Annotated in this window: 19 protein-coding genes; 12 read left to right on the forward strand and 7 right to left on the reverse strand. The window is 60.8% G+C overall.

The features are described from left to right. Window position 1 precedes the first annotated feature (1 nt). Window positions 2–499: a DUF6428 family protein gene (locus AC1RNA_RS09475; RefSeq protein WP_492950939.1), complete on the reverse strand. Its 498-nt coding sequence runs from the start codon at window positions 497–499 to the stop codon at window positions 2–4. A 47-nt stretch (window positions 500–546) separates the two neighbouring features. Between AC1RNA_RS09475 and AC1RNA_RS09480 the strand changes: the two genes are divergently transcribed. From AC1RNA_RS09480 to AC1RNA_RS09505, 6 genes are all read left to right on the forward strand, one after another. After that, on the forward strand, window positions 547–912 hold the full coding sequence (locus AC1RNA_RS09480; RefSeq protein ID WP_492951203.1) for an ArsR/SmtB family transcription factor: 366 nt from the start codon (window positions 547–549) through the stop codon (window positions 910–912). A gap of 7 nt (window positions 913–919) precedes the next feature. Continuing rightward, window positions 920–1,447, forward strand: a complete 528-nt coding sequence (locus tag AC1RNA_RS09485; RefSeq protein WP_009336997.1) for an arsenate reductase ArsC — start codon at window positions 920–922, stop codon at window positions 1,445–1,447. 3 nt (window positions 1,448–1,450) lie between these two features. Then, window positions 1,451–2,494 (forward strand): ACR3 family arsenite efflux transporter, encoded by a 1,044-nt coding sequence (gene arsB, locus AC1RNA_RS09490; RefSeq protein WP_492950940.1) that lies wholly within the window; start codon window positions 1,451–1,453, stop codon window positions 2,492–2,494. 354 nt (window positions 2,495–2,848) lie between these two features. Further along, window positions 2,849–4,663, forward strand: coding sequence for a flagellar hook-basal body complex protein (locus AC1RNA_RS09495; protein ID WP_009336993.1), 1,815 nt, complete (start codon window positions 2,849–2,851; stop codon window positions 4,661–4,663). 205 nt (window positions 4,664–4,868) lie between these two features. Further along, a complete protein-coding gene (gene flgK, locus AC1RNA_RS09500; RefSeq protein WP_040297677.1) occupies window positions 4,869–6,731 on the forward strand; it encodes a flagellar hook-associated protein FlgK in 1,863 nt (620 codons plus the stop codon). Between the two features lie 7 nt (window positions 6,732–6,738). Continuing rightward, window positions 6,739–8,286 carry a hypothetical protein gene (locus tag AC1RNA_RS09505; RefSeq protein ID WP_009336988.1) on the forward strand — a complete coding sequence of 516 codons (1,548 nt, stop codon included), beginning with the start codon at window positions 6,739–6,741 and terminating at the stop codon, window positions 8,284–8,286. Between the two features lie 77 nt (window positions 8,287–8,363). Here AC1RNA_RS09505 and flbT read toward each other — a convergent pair whose 3' ends face one another. Then, window positions 8,364–8,789: a flagellar biosynthesis repressor FlbT gene (flbT, locus tag AC1RNA_RS09510; protein ID WP_009336986.1), complete on the reverse strand. Its 426-nt coding sequence runs from the start codon at window positions 8,787–8,789 to the stop codon at window positions 8,364–8,366. A 382-nt stretch (window positions 8,790–9,171) separates the two neighbouring features. Between flbT and AC1RNA_RS09515 the strand changes: the two genes are divergently transcribed. The 4 genes from AC1RNA_RS09515 (at window position 9,172) to AC1RNA_RS09530 (ending at window position 13,599) form a co-directional block, all read left to right on the forward strand. Then, window positions 9,172–10,791, forward strand: coding sequence for a flagellin N-terminal helical domain-containing protein (locus AC1RNA_RS09515; RefSeq protein ID WP_492950941.1), 1,620 nt, complete (start codon window positions 9,172–9,174; stop codon window positions 10,789–10,791). Between the two features lie 103 nt (window positions 10,792–10,894). Continuing rightward, the gene (locus AC1RNA_RS09520) at window positions 10,895–12,796 is read left to right on the forward strand and encodes a tetratricopeptide repeat protein (RefSeq protein WP_492950942.1); all 1,902 of its coding nucleotides are present in this window, start codon (window positions 10,895–10,897) and stop codon (window positions 12,794–12,796) included. 42 nt (window positions 12,797–12,838) lie between these two features. Continuing rightward, window positions 12,839–13,204, forward strand: coding sequence for a flagellar biosynthesis regulator FlaF (gene flaF, locus AC1RNA_RS09525; RefSeq protein WP_009336980.1), 366 nt, complete (start codon window positions 12,839–12,841; stop codon window positions 13,202–13,204). 20 nt (window positions 13,205–13,224) lie between these two features. After that, window positions 13,225–13,599 carry a hypothetical protein gene (locus AC1RNA_RS09530; protein WP_009336978.1) on the forward strand — a complete coding sequence of 125 codons (375 nt, stop codon included), beginning with the start codon at window positions 13,225–13,227 and terminating at the stop codon, window positions 13,597–13,599. Between the two features lie 84 nt (window positions 13,600–13,683). Here the strand turns inward: AC1RNA_RS09530 and AC1RNA_RS09535 are convergent, their stop codons facing one another. The 4 genes from AC1RNA_RS09535 to AC1RNA_RS09550 all read right to left on the reverse strand — a co-directional run bounded on the left by AC1RNA_RS09535 (window position 13,684) and on the right by AC1RNA_RS09550 (window position 16,169). After that, a complete protein-coding gene (locus AC1RNA_RS09535) occupies window positions 13,684–14,049 on the reverse strand; it encodes a hypothetical protein (RefSeq protein ID WP_009336977.1) in 366 nt (121 codons plus the stop codon). 177 nt (window positions 14,050–14,226) lie between these two features. Next, complete coding sequence (locus AC1RNA_RS09540; protein WP_492950943.1) at window positions 14,227–14,718, reverse strand: hypothetical protein; 492 nt, start codon at window positions 14,716–14,718, stop codon at window positions 14,227–14,229. Between the two features lie 15 nt (window positions 14,719–14,733). Next, window positions 14,734–15,060 carry a flagellar assembly peptidoglycan hydrolase FlgJ gene (gene flgJ, locus AC1RNA_RS09545; protein ID WP_009336975.1) on the reverse strand — a complete coding sequence of 109 codons (327 nt, stop codon included), beginning with the start codon at window positions 15,058–15,060 and terminating at the stop codon, window positions 14,734–14,736. Continuing rightward, window positions 15,060–16,169 carry a flagellar basal body P-ring protein FlgI gene (locus AC1RNA_RS09550; RefSeq protein ID WP_009336974.1) on the reverse strand — a complete coding sequence of 370 codons (1,110 nt, stop codon included), beginning with the start codon at window positions 16,167–16,169 and terminating at the stop codon, window positions 15,060–15,062. Before AC1RNA_RS09550 ends, flgJ begins: the two co-directional genes overlap by 1 nt. A 305-nt stretch (window positions 16,170–16,474) precedes the next feature. Here AC1RNA_RS09550 and AC1RNA_RS09555 point away from each other — a divergent pair, with 305 nt between their 5' ends. Then, on the forward strand, window positions 16,475–16,885 hold the full coding sequence (locus AC1RNA_RS09555) for a flagellar assembly protein FliX (protein WP_009336973.1): 411 nt from the start codon (window positions 16,475–16,477) through the stop codon (window positions 16,883–16,885). 284 nt (window positions 16,886–17,169) lie between these two features. Continuing rightward, window positions 17,170–17,535: an RNA polymerase-binding protein DksA gene (gene dksA, locus AC1RNA_RS09560; RefSeq protein ID WP_002715155.1), complete on the forward strand. Its 366-nt coding sequence runs from the start codon at window positions 17,170–17,172 to the stop codon at window positions 17,533–17,535. 1,041 nt (window positions 17,536–18,576) lie between these two features. Here the strand turns inward: dksA and AC1RNA_RS09565 are convergent. Then, complete coding sequence (locus AC1RNA_RS09565) at window positions 18,577–18,750, reverse strand: hypothetical protein (RefSeq protein ID WP_197083197.1); 174 nt, start codon at window positions 18,748–18,750, stop codon at window positions 18,577–18,579. Window positions 18,751–19,277: the final 527 nt, after the last annotated feature.

Consider the following 19,277-nt stretch of genomic DNA (forward strand, 5'->3'; position numbering starts at 1 on the left):
ATCAAGCGCTTTTGGAAGTGCAGCACGATGCCTTTTGTTCTTCCAGCCATCGGTCGCGTGGTTTGCAGCTTGATGGGCGCGGCGAAAGCGGCACGCGCACGATATTCCCATCCATGATGACCGTATCGGCCTTGTAGAGCTGCATCGGCCGAACTCCGTCACTGACCTCGAAGGTCAGTTTGGCGTCCCAGGGGAATGGGACGCTCTGAGCGACCTTGTTCATGATCGCCAGAAACTTGCCGACCGGCATGTGACCGCGATTGTCTTCCACGATGTCCCATAGCTGGATGAAGGTTTCCTGCCAGCTTTCAGGATTTGCGCCGCAATCGAGCGCGTTGAACGTGCCCGTCTTCACTTCGGTCACGTGGTAGCTCGGGCGCACGTCACGCTCGTCGTAGTGGAAGACCAGCGCCTTTTCCTTATGGGCCTCCAGCGTCCCCAGCAGCGAATCCAGCGGAATTTCGTTGGCGGAAGAAACAGGCTTGCCAGGTTCGGACATTTGCTGTACTCCTACATTTCGATAATTATTGAAATATAGGATTGTCGATGGACCAACGTCAAGCGATCTCCGCGTTCGGTGCGCTGGCGCAAGACACGCGCCTTGCGATCGTGCGCATGTTGGTCAAGGCAGGGCCCCTGGGCATGGCGGCCGGCTCGATTGCCGAAAGCGCCGGCGTCGCCGCATCCAACGTGTCGTTTCACCTGAAGGACCTCGAACACGCAGGTCTTGTGAGTTCGCGGCGGGAAGCCCGCTCCATCATCTATTCGGCAAACTTCGAGACGCTTCGCGGCCTGATCGCCTTCCTGATGAAGGATTGCTGCAGCGGTCACCCCGAAATCTGCGATCCCCTGCTGGCCAGCGCGTGCTGTACGCCCGCCAGCAAAAAGACTCGGCGAAAAGAACGCGCGTGAGGCTCACATGACCGATCGAATATACAACGCCCTGTTTCTCTGCACCGGCAACAGTGCCCGTTCCATTCTCGCCGAATCGATCCTGAGGAAGGACGGGCAGGGACGGTTCCGTGCGTTCTCGGCTGGAAGCACGCCGAATGGTCACGTCAATCCGCTCGCCGTTCAGACGTTGGAGAATTTCGGCTACCCCACCGAGGGGCTTCGCTCGAAGACATGGCTGGAGTTCGCCCAGCCTGATGCTCCGGTGATGGATTTTGTCTTTACCGTTTGCGACAACGCCGCCGGTGAGGCTTGCCCCGTTTGGCCGGGCCACCCGGCAACGGCGCACTGGGGCATTGAAGACCCCGCCAAGGTCGTCGGGACCGAATTCGCAAGACGCACGGCTTTTGTTGTCGCGTTCGGCTTCATGAAGAAGCGGATCGAGGCGTTTATGAGCCTGCCTCTCGCAAGCATCGATAAACTATCGCTGAAGACGAAGCTCAACGAGATTGGAAAAATCGAGGGCAGCACGTCGCGTCAAAACGATGTGGCCTGAATCATGAGCGTGTTCGAGCGTTATCTTTCGCTGTGGGTCGCTCTGTGCATCGTGCTTGGGATTGCTATTGGGCATTTCTTCCCCGGGCTGTTTGAAGCAATTGCTGGCGCGGAAGTCGCCAAGGTCAACCTGCCGGTGGCGGTGCTGATCTGGCTGATGATTATTCCAATGCTCCTCAAAATCGACTTCATGGCGATTGGGGAAGTGCGTCAGCACTGGCGCGGCATCGGTGTCACGCTGCTTGTGAACTGGGCGGTCAAACCGTTTTCGATGGCGCTGCTGGCTTCACTCTTTATCGGCCACTGGTTCGCGCCGCTGCTGCCGGCCTCGCAAATCTCATCCTATATCGCCGGGCTTATCCTGCTTGCGGCCGCGCCTTGCACGGCGATGGTCTTCGTCTGGTCGAATCTTTGCAATGGCGAGCCGCACTACACGTTGAGCCAGGTGGCGCTGAACGATGTGATTATGATCTTTCTGTTCGCTCCGCTCGTCGGCCTCTTGCTGGGCGTTGCGTCCATTATCGTGCCATGGAGCACGCTCCTGTTGTCGGTCGGCCTTTATATCGTCATTCCGGTGATGATCGCTCAGGGCTGGCGGCGATCCATCATCGGACGTCCGGGACGTCTGGAGCAGACGCTGCGGACGCTTCAACCCGTCTCGCTGGTCGCCCTGCTCGCGACGCTGGTTCTGCTGTTCGCGTTTCAGGGTCAGCAGATATTGTCTCAGCCGCTCGTGATCGCGCTACTGGCCGTACCTATTCTGATTCAGGTCTATCTCAACGCGGGTATCGCCTATCTCCTGAGCCGGAGGCTGGGCGTTGCATGGTGCGTGGCCGCGCCAAGCGCGCTTATCGGAGCGAGCAACTTCTTCGAACTGGCGGTCGCCGCGGCGATCAGCCTGTTCGGGCTCAGTTCGGGCGCGGCGCTCGCCACTGTTGTCGGTGTGCTGGTGGAAGTGCCGGTGATGCTGTCGGTCGTTAAGATCGTGACGGCGTCGCGATCTTGGTACGATGCCGGAGCAGGACTGGCGCGAGAGTCCCGATCATAAAAATTCGGACCATCGCGCGACATGGCCGTACGAAAATATTTCAGGCCGAACAGTTGCGCCTGAAATGCCGGGCTGCTCCGTTCAAGCAGATGTCACCTCGCTCAGAGGCCGCAGATAAGGTTGCCGGCAGGGCGCCCGGATATTCCCGATCGATCGGCATCTTTCGATTGATGCGTGCGGCAATTCTTGCCGGGGATAGGCAAGAGCGCCCCGGTATTCTGGCCGGGGCGTTTTCATAACTCATTACCAAGCCTCGCTTTTTTCTTTGGCACGAGGCTTGCGACTCCTTCTTCGAATGCGGCTTTTTTCGGCACCCGGCTGGCCGCCCGGATTTCGAAGCTGGAGACGATAGTAATGGGTATTTTCGGCGCTCTCACCACCTCCGTCGCAGGCCTGCGCTCTCAGTCCTATGCCCTGGAGAACATCTCCGGCAACATCGCGAACTCGCAGACCACCGCCTTCAAGCGCATCGACACGAGCTTCCTCGACCTGATCCCGGACACGGGTGCGAACGCGCAGCTCGCCGGCAGCGTCAGCTCAAGCTCGCGCGAAACCAACACGGTGCAGGGCGACGTGCAGGCCGCCTCGGTCGCGACCTACATGGCGATCAACGGCGACGGCTTCTTCGCCGTGCAGAAGCCCGGCAGCTTCACCGACAACAACCCGGTGTTCGACGGCGTTGATCGTTACACTCGCCGCGGTGACTTCACGCTCGACAAGAACGGCTACCTCGTCAACGGCGCGGGCTACTACCTCGAAGGCATCCCGATCGACCCGACCACCGGCAACGTCACCGGCAGCGTGCCGACGGTGCTGAAGTTCGGCAACGACTTCCTGCCCGCGCAGCCGACGACGACGGTGACCTACCGCGCCAACCTCGCGAGCTATCCGCTCACCACCAAGCACGATACATCGGTGCCGGGCTCCGAACTCCTCAACGTCGGCGACTTCACCGCGAACCCGCTGATCGTCGGCACACCCGCGCAGCCTTACATCAATGGTTCGAAGAACGGCTCGGTGCAGAACAGCAAGCTGACGACGGCCACGCAGATCACTTCGGCCACCTTGCTTTCGGGTGCCACCAACACCGATTCGATCGCCACCGATTTCACTGCCGGTAACACCATCACCGTCAATGGCACAACCACGATCACGTTTACTGCTTCAGGCGGTCTCGACGATGCCACGCATATTCCAGTCGATGGGACCATTGCAGATTTGCTTGCCAAGATTGATGCGGCGAATGGAAACACGACCAATCCTTCGTCGGTCAGCGGCGGCGTGATCACTCTGAACACTGGCCTCGCCAATAACCTCACCGTCACCAGCAGCAATGCTGCGGCGTTTGCCGCGCTGGGTTTCTCCACCGCGACGGTGACAGCTTCACGTACTGGCGGCGGCACCGCGGGCACCGGCACGGTGATCGGATCGGATTCGCAGAATTTCATCGACGAATCGGTGTCGGGCGGCGCGACCACCGCTTACGACGTATCCGGCGCGCCGGTCAGTTTGCAGTTGCGCTGGGCGAAAACCGACAGCGCGAGCCTCGGCGCCGGACATAGCGACGTCTGGAACCTGTTTTACCAGACCAACCCAAATGCAACCGGTACAGATGTTGCCTGGCAGAACGTCGGCGTGAACTTCACCTTCGGCGCCAACGGCCAGATGAATCCGGCAGTGCCCTCGGTGACGCTGACCAACGCCACCATCGGCGGCATCGCGCTCGGCGACGTGACGATGAATTTCGGCGCGACCGGCCTGACGCAATTCGCCGACGCCAACGGCAACGTGCAGGTCAACCAGATCCAGAACGACGGCTTCCCCGCCGGTCAGTTGCAGACGGTGTCGATCTCCAACAACGGCCGCGTCGTCGGCAACTACTCCAACGGCCGCAACATCGACCTCGCCGCGATCACGCTCGCGACCTTCAACGGCCCGAACTTCCTCAAGCGCGTCGACGGCGGCGCATTCGAGGTGACCGATGAATCCGGCCAGGCGTTGTTCGGCAAGGGCGGTACCATCGTCGGCTCTTCGCTGGAAGGCTCCAACACCGACATCGCCGACGAGTTCACCAAGCTGATCGTCACGCAGCAGGCTTACTCGGCGAACACCAAGGTCATCACCACGTCGAACCAGATGGTTCAGGATCTCCTGAACGTCCTGCGCTAGTGGAGTGGATTTGACATTCGCTCACCCTGGCAGCGAGTTCGTAAAGCGAATGTCAAATCCAAAACCCCACTAGAAACTTATAATTGCTGGTGGTCCATGGATTCCAACATTCGCAAGAGAGGCTGCTGAGAATGGATGCGAATGTTGGAATCGGACCACTAGCGCGCATATTCCGCGCGTTCGTAGCTGAGATGGGCAGTTAGTTATGGGTCTGACACAAGCTCTTGCTACCGCGATGTCCGGTCTGCGTGCGAACCAGGCTGCGCTCTCGCTCGTCTCCTCGAATGTCGCGAACATCGAGACGCCGGGCTATGTTCGCAAGACCGTCAATCAGGTCCAGACCACCACGGGAACGGGAAGCGCCGGTGTTTCCGTCACCGGCGTGAACCGTGAGCTGGACGTCTATGTCCAGAAGCAGGTTCTCACCGAAACCTCGGGTGCGTCTTATGCGAGCACGCTATCGGCCGCTTTGCAGCGGTTGCAGGGCATCTACGGCGATCCCAGTTCGGATACGACGCTGGAGGCGGCGTTCAACCAGTTGACGGCTGCGCTGCAGGCGCTGTCCACCAGTTCGGATTCGCCGGCGGCGCGCTCGACGGCGGTGAATGCCGCGCAGTCGCTCGCGCAGATGCTGAATTCGACCTCGGCGGGCATCCAGTCGCTGCGCGCCGATGCTGAGTCTTCGATCAAGAGTTCGGTCGATGCTGCAAACAACGCGATGCAGCAGATCGCGACCATCAACAACCAGTTGCTCGGGACCACCGGCGACGACGCTGCGGCCGCCTCGCTGCTCGATCAGCGCGATCAATACATCACGCAGTTGTCGCAGTTGATGGACATTCGCGTCCTCACCAATGACCGCAATCAGGTCACGGTATTCACCAATTCCGGCGTGCAACTCGTCGGCAGTGAAGCGGCGAAGATCACGTTCGACGCGCAGGGCACGGTCACGCCCAATACAACGTGGAATTCCGATCCGTCGAAAAGCACGCTCGGCACGCTGACGCTGACTTTCCCGCATGGCGGCGATATCGACCTGATTGCGACCAATTCGATCCGCTCCGGCTCGATCGCGGCGAACCTTCAACTGCGCGACCAGACGCTGGTGCAGGCGCAGGCGCAGATCGACCAGTTGGCGGCCTCAATGGCGAGCGCGCTGTCGGACAAGGTCACGACCGACTCCACCGGGAATGGCGGCTCGCCCAACACGTTCTCGCTCGATCTGACCGGATTGCAGAACGGCAACAACGTCCAGTTCACCTATACGGACACGGCGAACAAGAGCCACACCATCACGCTGGTGCAGGTCAACGATCCTTCGGTGCTGCCGCTGAAGAACAGCGCTACCAACAATCCCAACGACGAGGTTTTCGGCGTCGACTTCTCTCAGGGCATGGGACCGGCGCTCACGCAGTTGACCGCGTTGCTCGGCGACAGGGGTTTGCAATTCTCCAGTTCGGGCGGACAGACGCTGCAGATCAGCGGTGATGCAGGCGGCACCGCGGTGGTCAATTCCGCGTCCTCGACGATCACCATGACGAATCTGACGAGCGGCAATCCGCAGTTGCCGCTGTTCGTCGATAATGGCGTGCCATACACCGGCGCAATCACCGCGACCGGCTCGCAGCAGACGGGCCTTGCGGGACGGATCAGCGTCAACAACCTTCTGCTCGCCGATCCGTCACGGATGATTGTATACGGCTCGGGGACGCAGTCCGGCGACACCACGCGGTCCGACTTCATTCTCTCGCAGTTGACGAACAGCTCTTACTACGTATCGCCGCAGACCGGGATCGGTTCGAATGCGACGCCCTTTAAGGGCACGATGCTGAGCTTCCTGCAACAGTTCACCACGATGCAGGGGCAGGCGGCTTCCTCCGCCCAGCAACTGGCCGACGGCCAGAATGTCGTGCTCTCGACGTTGCAGAATAAGCTGAACTCGTCTTCCGGCGTGAATATCGACGATGAAATGGCGCATCTGCTGGCATTGCAGAACGCCTATTCGGCGAATGCCCGCGTCATGTCCACGGTCAAGGACATGTTCGACTCGCTGCTGCAATCGGTGTGAGGCTGCAATGACTATTGAAGGCGTAAGCGGACGGACATCCTATCTCGGCAGCTCGCTGCTGAACATCAAGACGCAGCTCGATACGCTGACGCAGCAACTGGCGAGCGGCAAGAAATCCACGACCTATTCCGGTCTTGGCCTGGACAGCGCATTCGCGACCGGCCTGCGCTCGCAGATTTCGATGCTGTCCGGCTACCAGAACACGCAGACCAACGTGACGACGCGCATCAATGTCGCCAACCTGTCGCTGCAGGGTCTTGTCGATATGCGCACGCAGGTGCAATCGGCGGCCACCGGCGCGTCGCAGGTTCTCAACGCCAACGGCCAGACCTCGGGCCAGCAGATCGGCTATGCGTCCTTCACGCAGGCGATCTCGCTTCTCAACACGCAGTCGGGTGACCGTTATCTGTTCTCCGGCCGCGCGACCGACACGCCCTCCACGGCGGCGGCCGACGATATTCTCAACGGCGCCGACGGCAAGGACGGTTTGAAGGCGGTGATTGCCGATCGGCTGATCGCCGATCAGGGCACCGGCAACATGGGTCGCCTCACGACCGATGCCACCACCACGCCCGGCGTGGTGACGGTTGGCGAAGACGCCAATCCCTCGCCTTTCGGACTGAAACTTAGCCGCATCTCGACGTCGATCAATGGCGCTGTGGTGACGCAGCCTGCGACCGCGGGGCCTCCGACGCCATCCTCCGAAACGATCGATCTGAATGCCGCGACACCGAAGGAAGGCGACACCGTCACCTTCACGTTCACGCTGCCGGATCAGACCACGGAGACGGTGCAGCTCACCGCGACCACGGCGTCGCCCGCACCGGACGGCAGCTTCACCATCGACGCCGACCCGACGGTCACGGCGACCAACATGAAAAGCGCGCTCGATTCCTCGATCCAGACACTGGTGAAGGGACCGATGGTGGCCGCCTCCGCGATGGCTGCCGGACAGAATTTCTTCGACAATCCACCGCAGCGCGTCGGCGGCGGTTCGCCGGTCTCGCCGACCGCCACCACACTGGTCGACGGTTCGGCCACGACCGTGCAGTGGTACACCGGCGAACAATTGGGCAATCCCGATGCCGATGCACGTAATACCGCAGTCGCACAGGTGGATGGTTCGGTTTCCGTGAGCTACGGCGCGACGGCGAACGAAAGCGCTTTCCGTAACCTGCTGCAGAATATGGCCGTGTATGCGGCGGTGACGACGACGGTCGATCCGAATGATCCGAACGGCCAGAATCTCGCCAATGCGCAGATCTCGGCACTGAACGAGCGGGTCAACGCGAACCTTGCGGTGCAGCCCGGCACGACCTCGGTCGAGGACATCGAAGCCCAGTTCGCGGGCGCTCAGTCGGCGACGAAATCGGCCAGTACACGGCAGACGCAGACGACGTCGATGGCGCAGACGATGCTGGATCAGATTCAGGGCGTCAACGACGACGAGGTGGCCGCGAAGATCCTCGCGTTGCAGACCAGCCTTCAGGCTTCGTACCAGACCACTGCATCGCTCTATCAGCTCAGCCTGGTGAAATACCTGCCTGTCGGCTGACGGCCATCAGCCATCACCCCGCAAATGAAAAAGGGCTTCCTTCTGGAAGCCCTTTTTTCATGACCGTGTGCAGGTCGTCAGGCGGCGCCTTGAAGTGGTGAAGCCGAGGCGTTGTGGCGAGCCTTGGCGAGAAGTGCCGCCTCGTGCGCGATCAGCTTTCGCGATTCCTTGAGCGCCTTGTAATAGTCGCCGCTTAAAATGTGGTTATTGATCTCCTGGATGATCTCGACGGAGCTTGGCATCGCGCTGAGGAGATCGCGCATCAGGTCGAAATAGACCGGATGATGGTCCTGCGGATCGCGCGCCACATACATCAGTTGCACGGCCAGATAGAGCAGCTTCGCCGGGGTGTCGGCGGTTTCCGGAGTCAGAATGTCTTTTTCACGCAAGATCGGAACCCGTTCGCCTTCGATCAGCAGTTTGGCGCGCTGGTCGGTATTGGTGATGACGCAGGAGCCGATGATGATCTTTTCGTGCGGCTTCAATTCGACCTTTAGAGCCATGGTGTCCTCCGGCTACTCGATCCGCTTTCGATGTGAAGCCCTGTAACGGGGGGCGAAAGTGATGCAGGACTTCAAATCGGCGGTGCGAGGCATGAATGCCGCGGCTGCCGCGTTCGTACCAATCCTTTGCCGATCATGGTTAACGGGGCGTAAACGATACCGCATTGCGCGGAGCCAATTTGAGCAAAGGCGCCGGTTTCTGTTTGTGAAAGCAACGGGCCGCCAATGTTTAATGCCCATTTACCAATGACTTTTCGCGCAATTGGCCGCGCTTCATTCACGTTTTTTTAGACTGTTGGTTTCAGTCTGTCGGGAACGCCGCCCTTAGAAGGGGTGGCGTCACGCTCACACACGACGTGCTCTTACCAGAAAGGTTAGTACAATGTCAGATATCGTTCTCTCGGCGTCAGTCCGCCAGAACCTGCTGTCGCTTCAGTCGACCGCAGACCTGTTGTCCACGACGCAGAACCGCCTTGCCACCGGCAAGAAGGTCAACACTGCGCTCGACAACCCGACCAACTATTTCACCGCTGCTTCTCTCGACAACCGCGCGAGCGACATCAGCAACCTCCTCGACGGCATCGGCAACGGCGTGCAGGTCCTTCAGGCCGCCAACACCGGCATCACCTCGCTGCAGAAGCTGGTCGATTCCGCGAAGTCCGTCGCCAACCAGGCGCTGCAGGCGACCGTCGGCTACTCGACCAAGTCGAGCATCTCGGCGACGATCACCGGCGCGACTGCTGACGATCTGCGCGGCACGTCTTCCTACGTGAACGCCCAGGTGACCGGTTCGGTTGTGAACAACAACCTCGCCACGCCGGCTGCGATCACCACCGCGACCAAGCTGGTCAGCGCGGCGACCTCGGATACCCTGGCGACGACACCTGCCGACGGCAGCACGATCACCGTCAACGGCAAGACCATCACCTTCTCGACGGCGCAGACCACCAAGACCACGGATGGCAGCGGCAACGTGACGATCGGCGTCGGCGCCGGCAGCACGCTCACCGTCGGTGACGTTCTGTCCTCGATCGACACCATCACCGGAGCGGCCACCGCGTCCTCGATCGCGGGTGGCCAGTTGCAGGTCAGCACCGGCACGGACGCCGATCTCCAACTCGGCGGCACCGCACTGAGCGCGTTCGGTCTTAGCGCCGCAACGACTCCTCGTGGAACGACGACCCCGGTCGGCGGCTTGACGCTGTCATTTGGCGCCGTCGGCACCGGCACCGCGACCACCATCACCTTTGGTGACGGCACCGGCGGCACGGTCAAGTCCCTCAACGACTTGAACGCCAAGCTGTCGTCTGACAACCTGCTCGCGACGATCGACTCCAGCGGCAAGCTGACGATCACGACCACGAACGATGCGGCTTCGTCCGCCATCGGCACCGTGACCGGCACTGCGGCTCTCGCTGGCAAGGCGTTTGAGAACGCTTCCACCGGCGGCACCGCTGCTACGGGTGGCGCTCCGATCCAGGACGCTTCGGCCCTCGCGGTCCGTGCGAACCTGGTGTCGCAGTACAACAACATCCTGGATCAGATCACCTCGACTTCCCAGGACTCGTCGTTCAACGGCGTCAACCTGCTCAATGGCGATCAGCTCAAGCTGACCTTCAACGAGACGGGCAAGTCCACCCTGAAGATCCAGGGCGTGACCTTCAACGCCGCCGGCCTTGGCCTCTCGTCGCTGACCGCGGGCACGGACTTCCTCGACAACTCGTCGGCGAACTCCGTGATCTCGAGTCTCGACAAGGCCAGCTCCACGCTGCGCACCGAAGCTTCGGCTTTGGGTTCGAACCTCTCGATCGTGCAGATCCGTCAGGACTTCTCGAAGAACCTGATCAACGTGCTGCAGACCGGTTCGTCGAACCTCACTCTGGCCGACACCAACGAGGAAGCGGCGAACAGCCAGGCGCTGTCGACCCGCCAGTCGATCGCGGTGTCCGCGCTCGCTCTCGCCAACCAGTCGCAGCAGAGCGTGTTGCAGCTGCTCCGCTAAGCGAAGCGAACAGCCAAATAGAATCGAAGGCGGGGGAAACCCCGCCTTCTTTTTTTAACCCGCCATTAACCATAAAGGCCGCAGTTTCGGTTTCGACAGCCCCTTGAGGATCGCGAGCGAAACCGCGCCGATGAACCGCCAGCAGCGCCGAGCCGCCGCCAAATCGAATACGTCGGGCGCTCTTCAACCCGCGGCCGCATTGCAACTCGGCATCGCAAGTCATCAGATCGGCCGTCTGGCCGAGGCCGAAGGTTATTATCGTCAGGCGCTTGGCGGGCAGCGCCAGCAGCCCGATGCCCTGCATCTGATCGGTGTGGTTTTCATGCAGACCGGCCGGTTGGCGCAGGGGGTCGAGCTGATCCGCCGCGCCATCGCCCTCAATGGCACCAATGCCGAATATTTCGGGAATTTCGGCACAGGCTTGAGTCGCCTCGGGGATCTCGATGGCGCCGCCGATGCCTATCGCCGGGCGATTGCGCTCAATCCGGGTTTCGCGGCGGCCTTCCATGACTACGGCAATGTGCTGCTCGGGCAGGGAAAGCCTGATGAGGCGCTCACCTGTTACACACGCGCGATCGGGATCGACCCGTTCTATGCGAGCGCCCATCACCAGCGCGCGAAAGTCTTGCAGTCATTCGAGCGCCACGCCGAGGCTCTTGCGGCTTTCAATGAGGCGCTTGCGATCAAGCCGGACAATGTCGAGGCGCTATGCCGCCGGAGCACGGTGTTGTTCGCGCTGAAGCGCTTCGACGAAGCGCTCGCAAGCGTCGAGCAGGCCAAGAGGGTGGACCCGACTTACGTCGAGGCGTTCAATATCTGCGGGAGCACGCTGCATCGTCTTGACCGCTTCGATGAAGCGCTTGCAAGTTTCGCGCATGCGCTGTCGCTCGATTCCGAGCGCCCCGAAGTGCTGCTCAATCGCTCCGCGACGTTCGACGAGTTGCATCGTTTTGAGGAAGCGGCGCTCGATCTCGATGCCGCGCTGACAATCAACCCGCAGTATGCCGAAGCGCATTGGAACGAAGGCCTCCATCGGTTGCTGCTCGGCGATTATGCCTTGGGCTGGCAAAAGAACGAATGGCGCTGGAAATGCCCGGCGCTGAAGTTGCGTGATCCGGGATACAGCGAGCCGCTGTGGCTCGGTGAGGAACCGATCGCGGGCAAAACCATCCTGCTGCACAGTGATCAGGGACTCGGTGACGCGATTCACTTCTCGCGCTATGCGACGATGGTGGCGGCCAAGGGCGCGCGCGTGATCCTGTATGTCGAGCCGCTGCTCAAGGACGTGCTGAGGGATATCGAAGGAGTCGCGCAGTGCCTCGGAAAGGACGAACCGCTGCCTGCCTTCGACATGCATTGTCCGCTGTCGAGTCTGCCGCTCGCGTTCAGGACGACTGCCGACAGCATTCCCACCGATGTTCCGTATCTCCGCCCCGAGCTTGACCATGAACGATGGCGGGAGCGGCTTGCCGGAACGCATACGCCGCGCGTCGGGCTGGTGTGGTCGGGTAATCCCAATCATGCCAACGATCACCGCCGTTCGATCGCATTCGCGCAGCTTGCTCCATTGCTTGGTCTGCCGATGACTTTTGTCAGCCTGCAAAAGGATATCCGCCCAGTAGACCGCCTTGCGATGGCGCAACATCCGCAGGTGCTCGATCTCGGCAGCGAAGTCGAAAATTTCACGGATACGGCAGCGTTGCTGTCGTGTCTTGATGTGGTGGTGAGCGTCGATACCAGCGTCGTGCATCTCGCCGGTGCACTCGGCTGTCCGGTATGGGTGTTGTTGCCCTATACGCCCGACTGGCGCTGGCTGCTCGATCGGCAGGACTCTCCCTGGTATCCAAGCGCGCGGTTATTCCGGCAGGATGCAGCGCGAGATTGGTCTGCTGTGATCGATAACGTACGTGTTGCCCTGCAGAGGATTCCTTCGTTTCCGAAGCCTTCATTTCAAGCGAAAACGGAAGAGTGTCAGAGCACCAGTAATCTTATTTTAAGCCATTAAGTTTACACATTTTAACAGAGATAACCAAGGTTGGGATCCTCGATGTCGAACGCCGCCAACGCTTACGCCCGTGTTGCTCAAACCACGTCTTCTCCGCGCGAAATCGAGGCTCAGGCGCTGCTCAAGGCAGCGCGCCAGCTTCAGGACGTGATGAGCAATTGGGGCAAGGCGGGCACGGACGTTTCCGGCGCATTGCTGTTCAACCGCAAGCTCTGGTCGATCCTGCTCAGCGCGGTCACCAGCGACGAGAGCCCGCAGAGCATCGAGATCCGTCAGAACATCGCCAATATCGGCACGTTCGTTCTGTCGCAGACGGCGGAAATGCAGATCGCACCGAAGCCGGAATTGCTCAAGCCGCTGATCGAGATCAACTGCAACCTCGCCGCCGGCCTGTCCGGCCGCGCCTGATCGCAGCGAGAGAGACGCCTGTGGCCGACATCTACAGCATCATCTCGTCAAACTACGTCACCGTCGGCAGCAACATCGCGGGTCTGGCGAATTCGAGCACGCCTTACGTTCCGGTCGATGCGAGCCTGTATCAAGGCTCATGGACTGGAGCCTATGCGGACAACACCAAATTCACGATCCAGATTTCGAACGTGGATGGTTTCCGCGCTAAGGTCCGCTACCAGAGCGGTGCAACGCTGAAATATCAGGACGTTTTGATCAAGGACAACTCGTTCAAGTTCGGGGATTCGAAGTTCACCCTGACTGACACGGGCAAGGCCCAGGTCAAGACCGTAATGACCAATGCCGCGACCGGCGCGCAGACGCTCGAGACGGCCTACGCCACGATGAGCTGAAGCCTTTATTGGGTTTGAAAGCAGAGACAAAAAACAGGCCGCAGGAAATCCTGCGGCCTGTTTTGTTTGGATGGATCTCCGCCTTTATGCCTGGCGGTCGGCGTGGCGTTGAGCTTTTTTTTCTTCCTTGGCTTCGTCCTGCGCGCGCAGATAAGCCCGCGCCCGCAACCGCGTCTCATCAGGGTACTGATTGACGACGACGTTGGTGCGGTTGTCCACCACCTGATAAACGACTTCGGCGGCCGCCCGATCGATCATGATCTGATGGCCGAGACTGGTGTTGGCGCGCGGGTCCGAACTGTTGGTCTGGACGTTCGACGCCGCGATCACGGCCTTGTCCGAATTGAGTTGCGTCGGAACGGCCGACTTCGCAGCGTCAGGCACCTGCTGCACGACAGCAGGCGTCACAACCGATGCTCCCACCGGCCTGATGCTGAAATCCGTGCTCATGGCAGCCTCCTGGCCTCCTGTGAGTCAAAGTGCTTTCCTTTGCGGAGCACTTTGGAACAGGAAGTCTGAAGGCAGCGCTAGGACGCGCGTCGCAATTTAAATCGAATTGTCTCGTTCGCGCGTAAAACGAGAGCGGCATTGCGGATTCCCGCTTGTGCGGGAATGACGGGGAGGGGATTAGAGCGAGCGGCTGACCGTGAGCGGCGCGGCGTAGCGATGGTTCGGCGCGGCGCGCTGACCGGCGGCGGTATAACCTTGCGGATTGCGGCGGCGCTGGATTTCGCCGTTCACGCCGCGAATGATGCCTTCCGAGACCGCGTGCGCGGTGGCGAGCACGGTGAGGTTGACCTGCAACATGGCGCGGAACGTATCGTGGTGGCGATGCAGCGCCGCCAGCAGGTCCGGCGTCGAGCGCTTGAGATAGGCGGCGCTGTGCTTGATCTCGGACACGGCGCGCATGTAATCGCGCGAGGCTTCGCCCTTCTTGGCCTCGAGCATTATCGCCTCGCGAACGTTGCCCGCGCGCACCAGTTCCGTTTCCCGCTCGACGATGTCGAGCAGGCTCGCCATGATGTTCATCAATCCGTCCGCGAGCCGCCGCGCGTCGGCCGGTGTCGATGCCGGGACGATCGGTGCGGGGGCGGGGGTTTGGGAAAGCTCGGCGTTCATCTGAAACTCCCGGCGTTAAGCCGCCTTGTTGGCCTGTTGCGTGATCAACATGCGGTAGACTTCATTGCCGATGCCGATGCCGCCGGCTTTTGCGAAAGAGCGGGCGTACTGATCGACCATCATCGAGCGCCAGACCCCGGTGCTCTGCGTGTCGCCGAACGGGCCTTCGCCTTTCACGCCCGACATCATCTGCGAGAACATCGAGTTGAGGAACACCGCCTCGAAATCTTCCGCCTTGGTTTTGGCCTTGGCCTGATTTTCCGGCGAGACTTTTGCCAGCGCCTGGGCGAATACCGGATCGGGGCGGCCGTTGACGAGCGGGATGGAGGATGATGCGTTCATCACATCACCTCGATGTCGGCCTGGATCGCGCCTGCGGCCTTGATCGCCTGCAGGATGCTGATCATGTCGCGCGGCCCGATGCCCAATCCGTTGAGACCATCGACGAGTTGCTGCAACGAGACGCCGTCCTTCACGAGCGCGAGCTTCTTGCCGTCTTCCCGAACACCGACACTGGTGTTGGGCGTGACCACGGTTCGCCCGTTGGCGAACGCATTGGGCTGGCTGACCTGCGGGCTTTCCGAAATCGTCACGGTGAGGTTGCCTTGCGCCACGGCGACGGTGTTCACCCGCACGTCGCGGCCCATGACGATGATGCCCGATCGTTCGTCGATCACGATCTTGGCGCCCATGTCCGGCTCGACCTGCAACTGCTCGATCTCTGTCAGGAGTGCGACGACGTTGCCCTTGAACTCCGCGGGGATGCTGAGCTGCACCGTGGAGGGATCGACAGGCTCCGCGATCTTGTCGCCGAGATAGTCGTTGACGGCGGCGGCGATGCGCTTGGCCGTGGTGAAATCGCTGTTGCGCAACGCGAGGCGGACGTTGGGAAGCTTGTTCAGCGCGAACTCGATCTCGCGCTCGACCAGCGCGCCATTGGCGATGCGCCCGTTGGTCGGCACGCCCTTGGTGACGCTGGCCGCCTGGCCTTCCGCCTGGAAGCCGCCGATCGCAAGCGAGCCTTGCGCGACCGCGTAGACGTTGCCGTCGGCGCCGAGCAGGGGGGTGACGAGCAGGGTGCCGCCTTGCAGGCTCTTGGCGTCGCCCATCGCCGAGACGGTGACGTCCATCCGCGTGCCTTGCGTCGCGAAGGCCGGCAGGTTGCCGGTCACCATCACGGCGGCGACGTTGCCGGTGCGGATCGTGGCGCCGCGAATGTTGACGCCCATGCGTTCCAGCATCGCTTGCAGCGACTGCTTGGTGAAGGGGATGTTGTTGAGGGTGTCGCCGGTACCGTTCAGGCCGACGACGAGGCCGTAACCGATCAACTGGTTCTGGCGCACGCCTTCGATATTGGCGAGATCCTTGATGCGCGATGTCGCATAGGCTGGCGCGATCGCGATCAAGACCGCGATGGCCGCTCCGCACAGCGCCTGAAATAGCCGAACCATCCTCGCTCCCCGCTGAGGTTCTGTCTCACTGGTCCGCCCGCTCCCACAGGAGAACCGGGAAGTGTCTTGCGAGAGCCGTGCCAGTTTCCGGCGAATATGGCGCTTTGAAATTGCTTGGTTTTTCCAGCCGGGTACGAGTTTCGGGCCCGGTGCGGGTGCTCCGAACTTGCCGGACCGGCAAATTCTGCCGGGTCGTTTAGGAATTCTTAACCATGAGGGCGCAACTCTGCCGCCATAGCTCGTGTGTCCCTTCGTCGGGCTGAGAAGTTGCACAGCAACTAGGCCACCGGCCGAGCGAGACGATCATGCGAATCAACGGACCCAACGGCACCACTTTCGGAGCGCCCGCCTCGGGCGCGCGGCGGACAAGCACGGGCGGCTTTACGCTCGACGAACTGACGACGGCGACCGAGACACGCGCCGCAACCGCGCCGCGCGCGGCCACCGGCATCGATGCGCTGCTGGCGCTTCAGGGCATCGAGGAAGACCCGACCCAGCGCCGTAGGCGCTCCGTCGCGCGCGGCAAGAGCGCGCTCGATCTGCTCGACGACCTCAAGATCGGGATGCTGTCGGGGACGCTGGACTCCGCCATGGTCAACCGGCTGCGCGGAGCGGCGACCGACTTGAAGATGAGCTCGGGAGATGCGGGGCTCGATCAGGTCCTGTCGGAGATCGAACTGCGCGTCGAGGTCGAGATCGCGAAAGCTGCGCGGTGAAATAGCGCGGCAGGCTCCAGAAGGCCGCGGAAACGCTCTGGCGGCACCCGGCGAGAGTTCCTGTTTTTTCGCCAAAAATACCTGTTCTGCGGGCATTTTGGCAGTTCTATCCCCAGTTCCGCAGTTAACGGGGGCATAGCCCGGGCCGGGGCATTTCCCTGTATTGTCTGTCATGGATCGCCGCTATATAAGCACCGCCCGGCGACCCGGATCGCCCTGGCTGGGGATGAGAATCGGTGTTGGAAAAAGTGAAGGCCTATAAACCGTCGGAGAAGGAGCCGTTCATGAATGAACGGCAGCGCGAATACTTCCGCGCCAAACTTCTCGCCTGGAAGGAAGAAATCCTGCGCGAGGCAAAGACCACGCTTCAGCAGTTGCAGGAAGAAAACGTCAATCACCCCGATCTTGCCGATCGTGCATCGTCGGAAACCGATCGCGCCATCGAACTGCGTGCCCGCGATCGCCAGCGCAAGCTGATTTCCAAGATCGATGCCGCGATCCAGCGCATCGAGGACAATACCTACGGTTATTGCGAGGAGACCGGCGAGCCGATCTCCTTGAAGCGGCTCGAAGCGCGGCCGATCGCGACGCTGTCGGTCGAGGCGCAGGAACGCCACGAGAAGCGCGAAAAGGTCTATCGCGACGAATAGGGCTGAAAGCCCGATCCCGAAACAGGCGCGCGCGGCGGAATGCCGGGCGCGCCTTTTTGTTGATGCTCTTTGCGTAGGAACCCGCGGCTACGGCGCGCCTTGCGTTCCGTGGCTGATGACGCTGGCGATGGCTTTATGTCGGGCCAGGCCTAACCGCTTTCGCCACCCGGAAGCTGGTGTATGAGGCCCTTCTCCTCGTTCAGAACATTATCCTTCCGCAGTTGTTCTTGCGTCTTGCTATCCAAATGATCTTTGCTTTCCTTCTGGCCTGACATTGGCGGAAGGTGTCCGGTACTCTGAGGGTGGGTTTCATGACCCCTGGGAGTCTGCCTGCCTTGGCTTTCTTGATTGTAGCCCGACATCACGCGCTCTCCTTCGGTTATCGCTAACCAAGGCGACAACGGCGATCACGTTCCATCCAGCCGTTGAATTATGTCTATGCCCCACGAAACGGCCGCGGCCTTCGCCACGGGGCGATGCTAATTCAAGAAGCGCGTTTCTTTAGCTCGCTTCTTGGCTGCTGAGATTTTCGCTGTGTCGAATTTGTGTCAGCAATGATGCCAGTGATCGTGGCGTCTTCGGCTGCATGTCCGTATGTGTCAAAGACGTGCCCCCGAACGCTTTTCCAGCCGCCGCGCTTGGCTGTCGTAACCGGATCGACACCCGCATAAAGCATCGCTGTTGCGAATCCGTGGCGACAACTGGAAAGACAAATAGGAAATGCCAGTTTTCTCGATCGCGGCTTTCCATGCGCGGAATACCAACCGACCGTTCGTGACAGAAAAACACAGGCCGGATCTTGGTGCGCTCAAGATCGCCCAAAGCAATAACCAGACGGCAGGTGGCCCCAGGCGCGCATCGCGATTGCCGGGGTGCTGTTGATGCTGGCCGCATTCGGCTTCATGCCGAATTGAACTTCCCGCCGTGCACCGGGTTACGTCCACACCTCCCGGACTCAGGCCCGCCCCGGATGCCTCCGGCGGCGGGCTTTTTCTATGGCTCGGCGTGGCCGCACCTTCCGCGTCCATCATCTGGCGCGGTTCAATTATCTTTTGGATTTGTCGGTTTCGGCTCTTTTGCGAGTTCGTTGCGGATCAATTCGGCAACGGATTTGCGCTTGACCTCGTCGGTCGTCTCATCAAGCACCTTTCGGTAAAGCTTGAGATTCTCCGTGTGGAGGAACTTTAGATTCTCCGTGTCGAGGAACTCTTCCATCGCAGCCTCCTGGGCGGGGGACGGTGGCGGGACGCTGCGCCAAATGAGAGCCGGAGTCCAGCATCAAGCCCGCCCTCCATGCTCGGAGCGGCGGGCTTTTTCTTATTACCAGTAGCGATAATGATGGTGATGATGGTGCCTGCGGTAATACGCTCGCGAGTGGCGATAGCGGCCCGACCGCAGCCCCTCATAATATGATCCCGTCGTAACGCCCGCTGGATCGCGCGACCGATCCATGGAGGATGCTGAACGGGGCGGGTTTGGAACGATTGAATAGTCCTGCGGCGCTGCTATGGACGGCACCGTCATCACTGAAATGAATCCTACGGCTAACAATAGCTTTTTCATGATTTCCTCCTCTGTGAGGACTGAAATCAGCGAGGACGCCGAAGGTTCCGCGTCTCCGGTCCATGAACTTGCAAGGCTGCAATCATAAAAGCCCATAACAACGCTGTTTCCTCGCATCAGTAAAACGGCCGCGGCCTTCGCCAGGGGAGCTAGCGAAGGCCGCGTCGTAGACGCCTTTC

This window comes from Afipia sp. GW821-FHT14H12, from assembly GCF_058803465.1.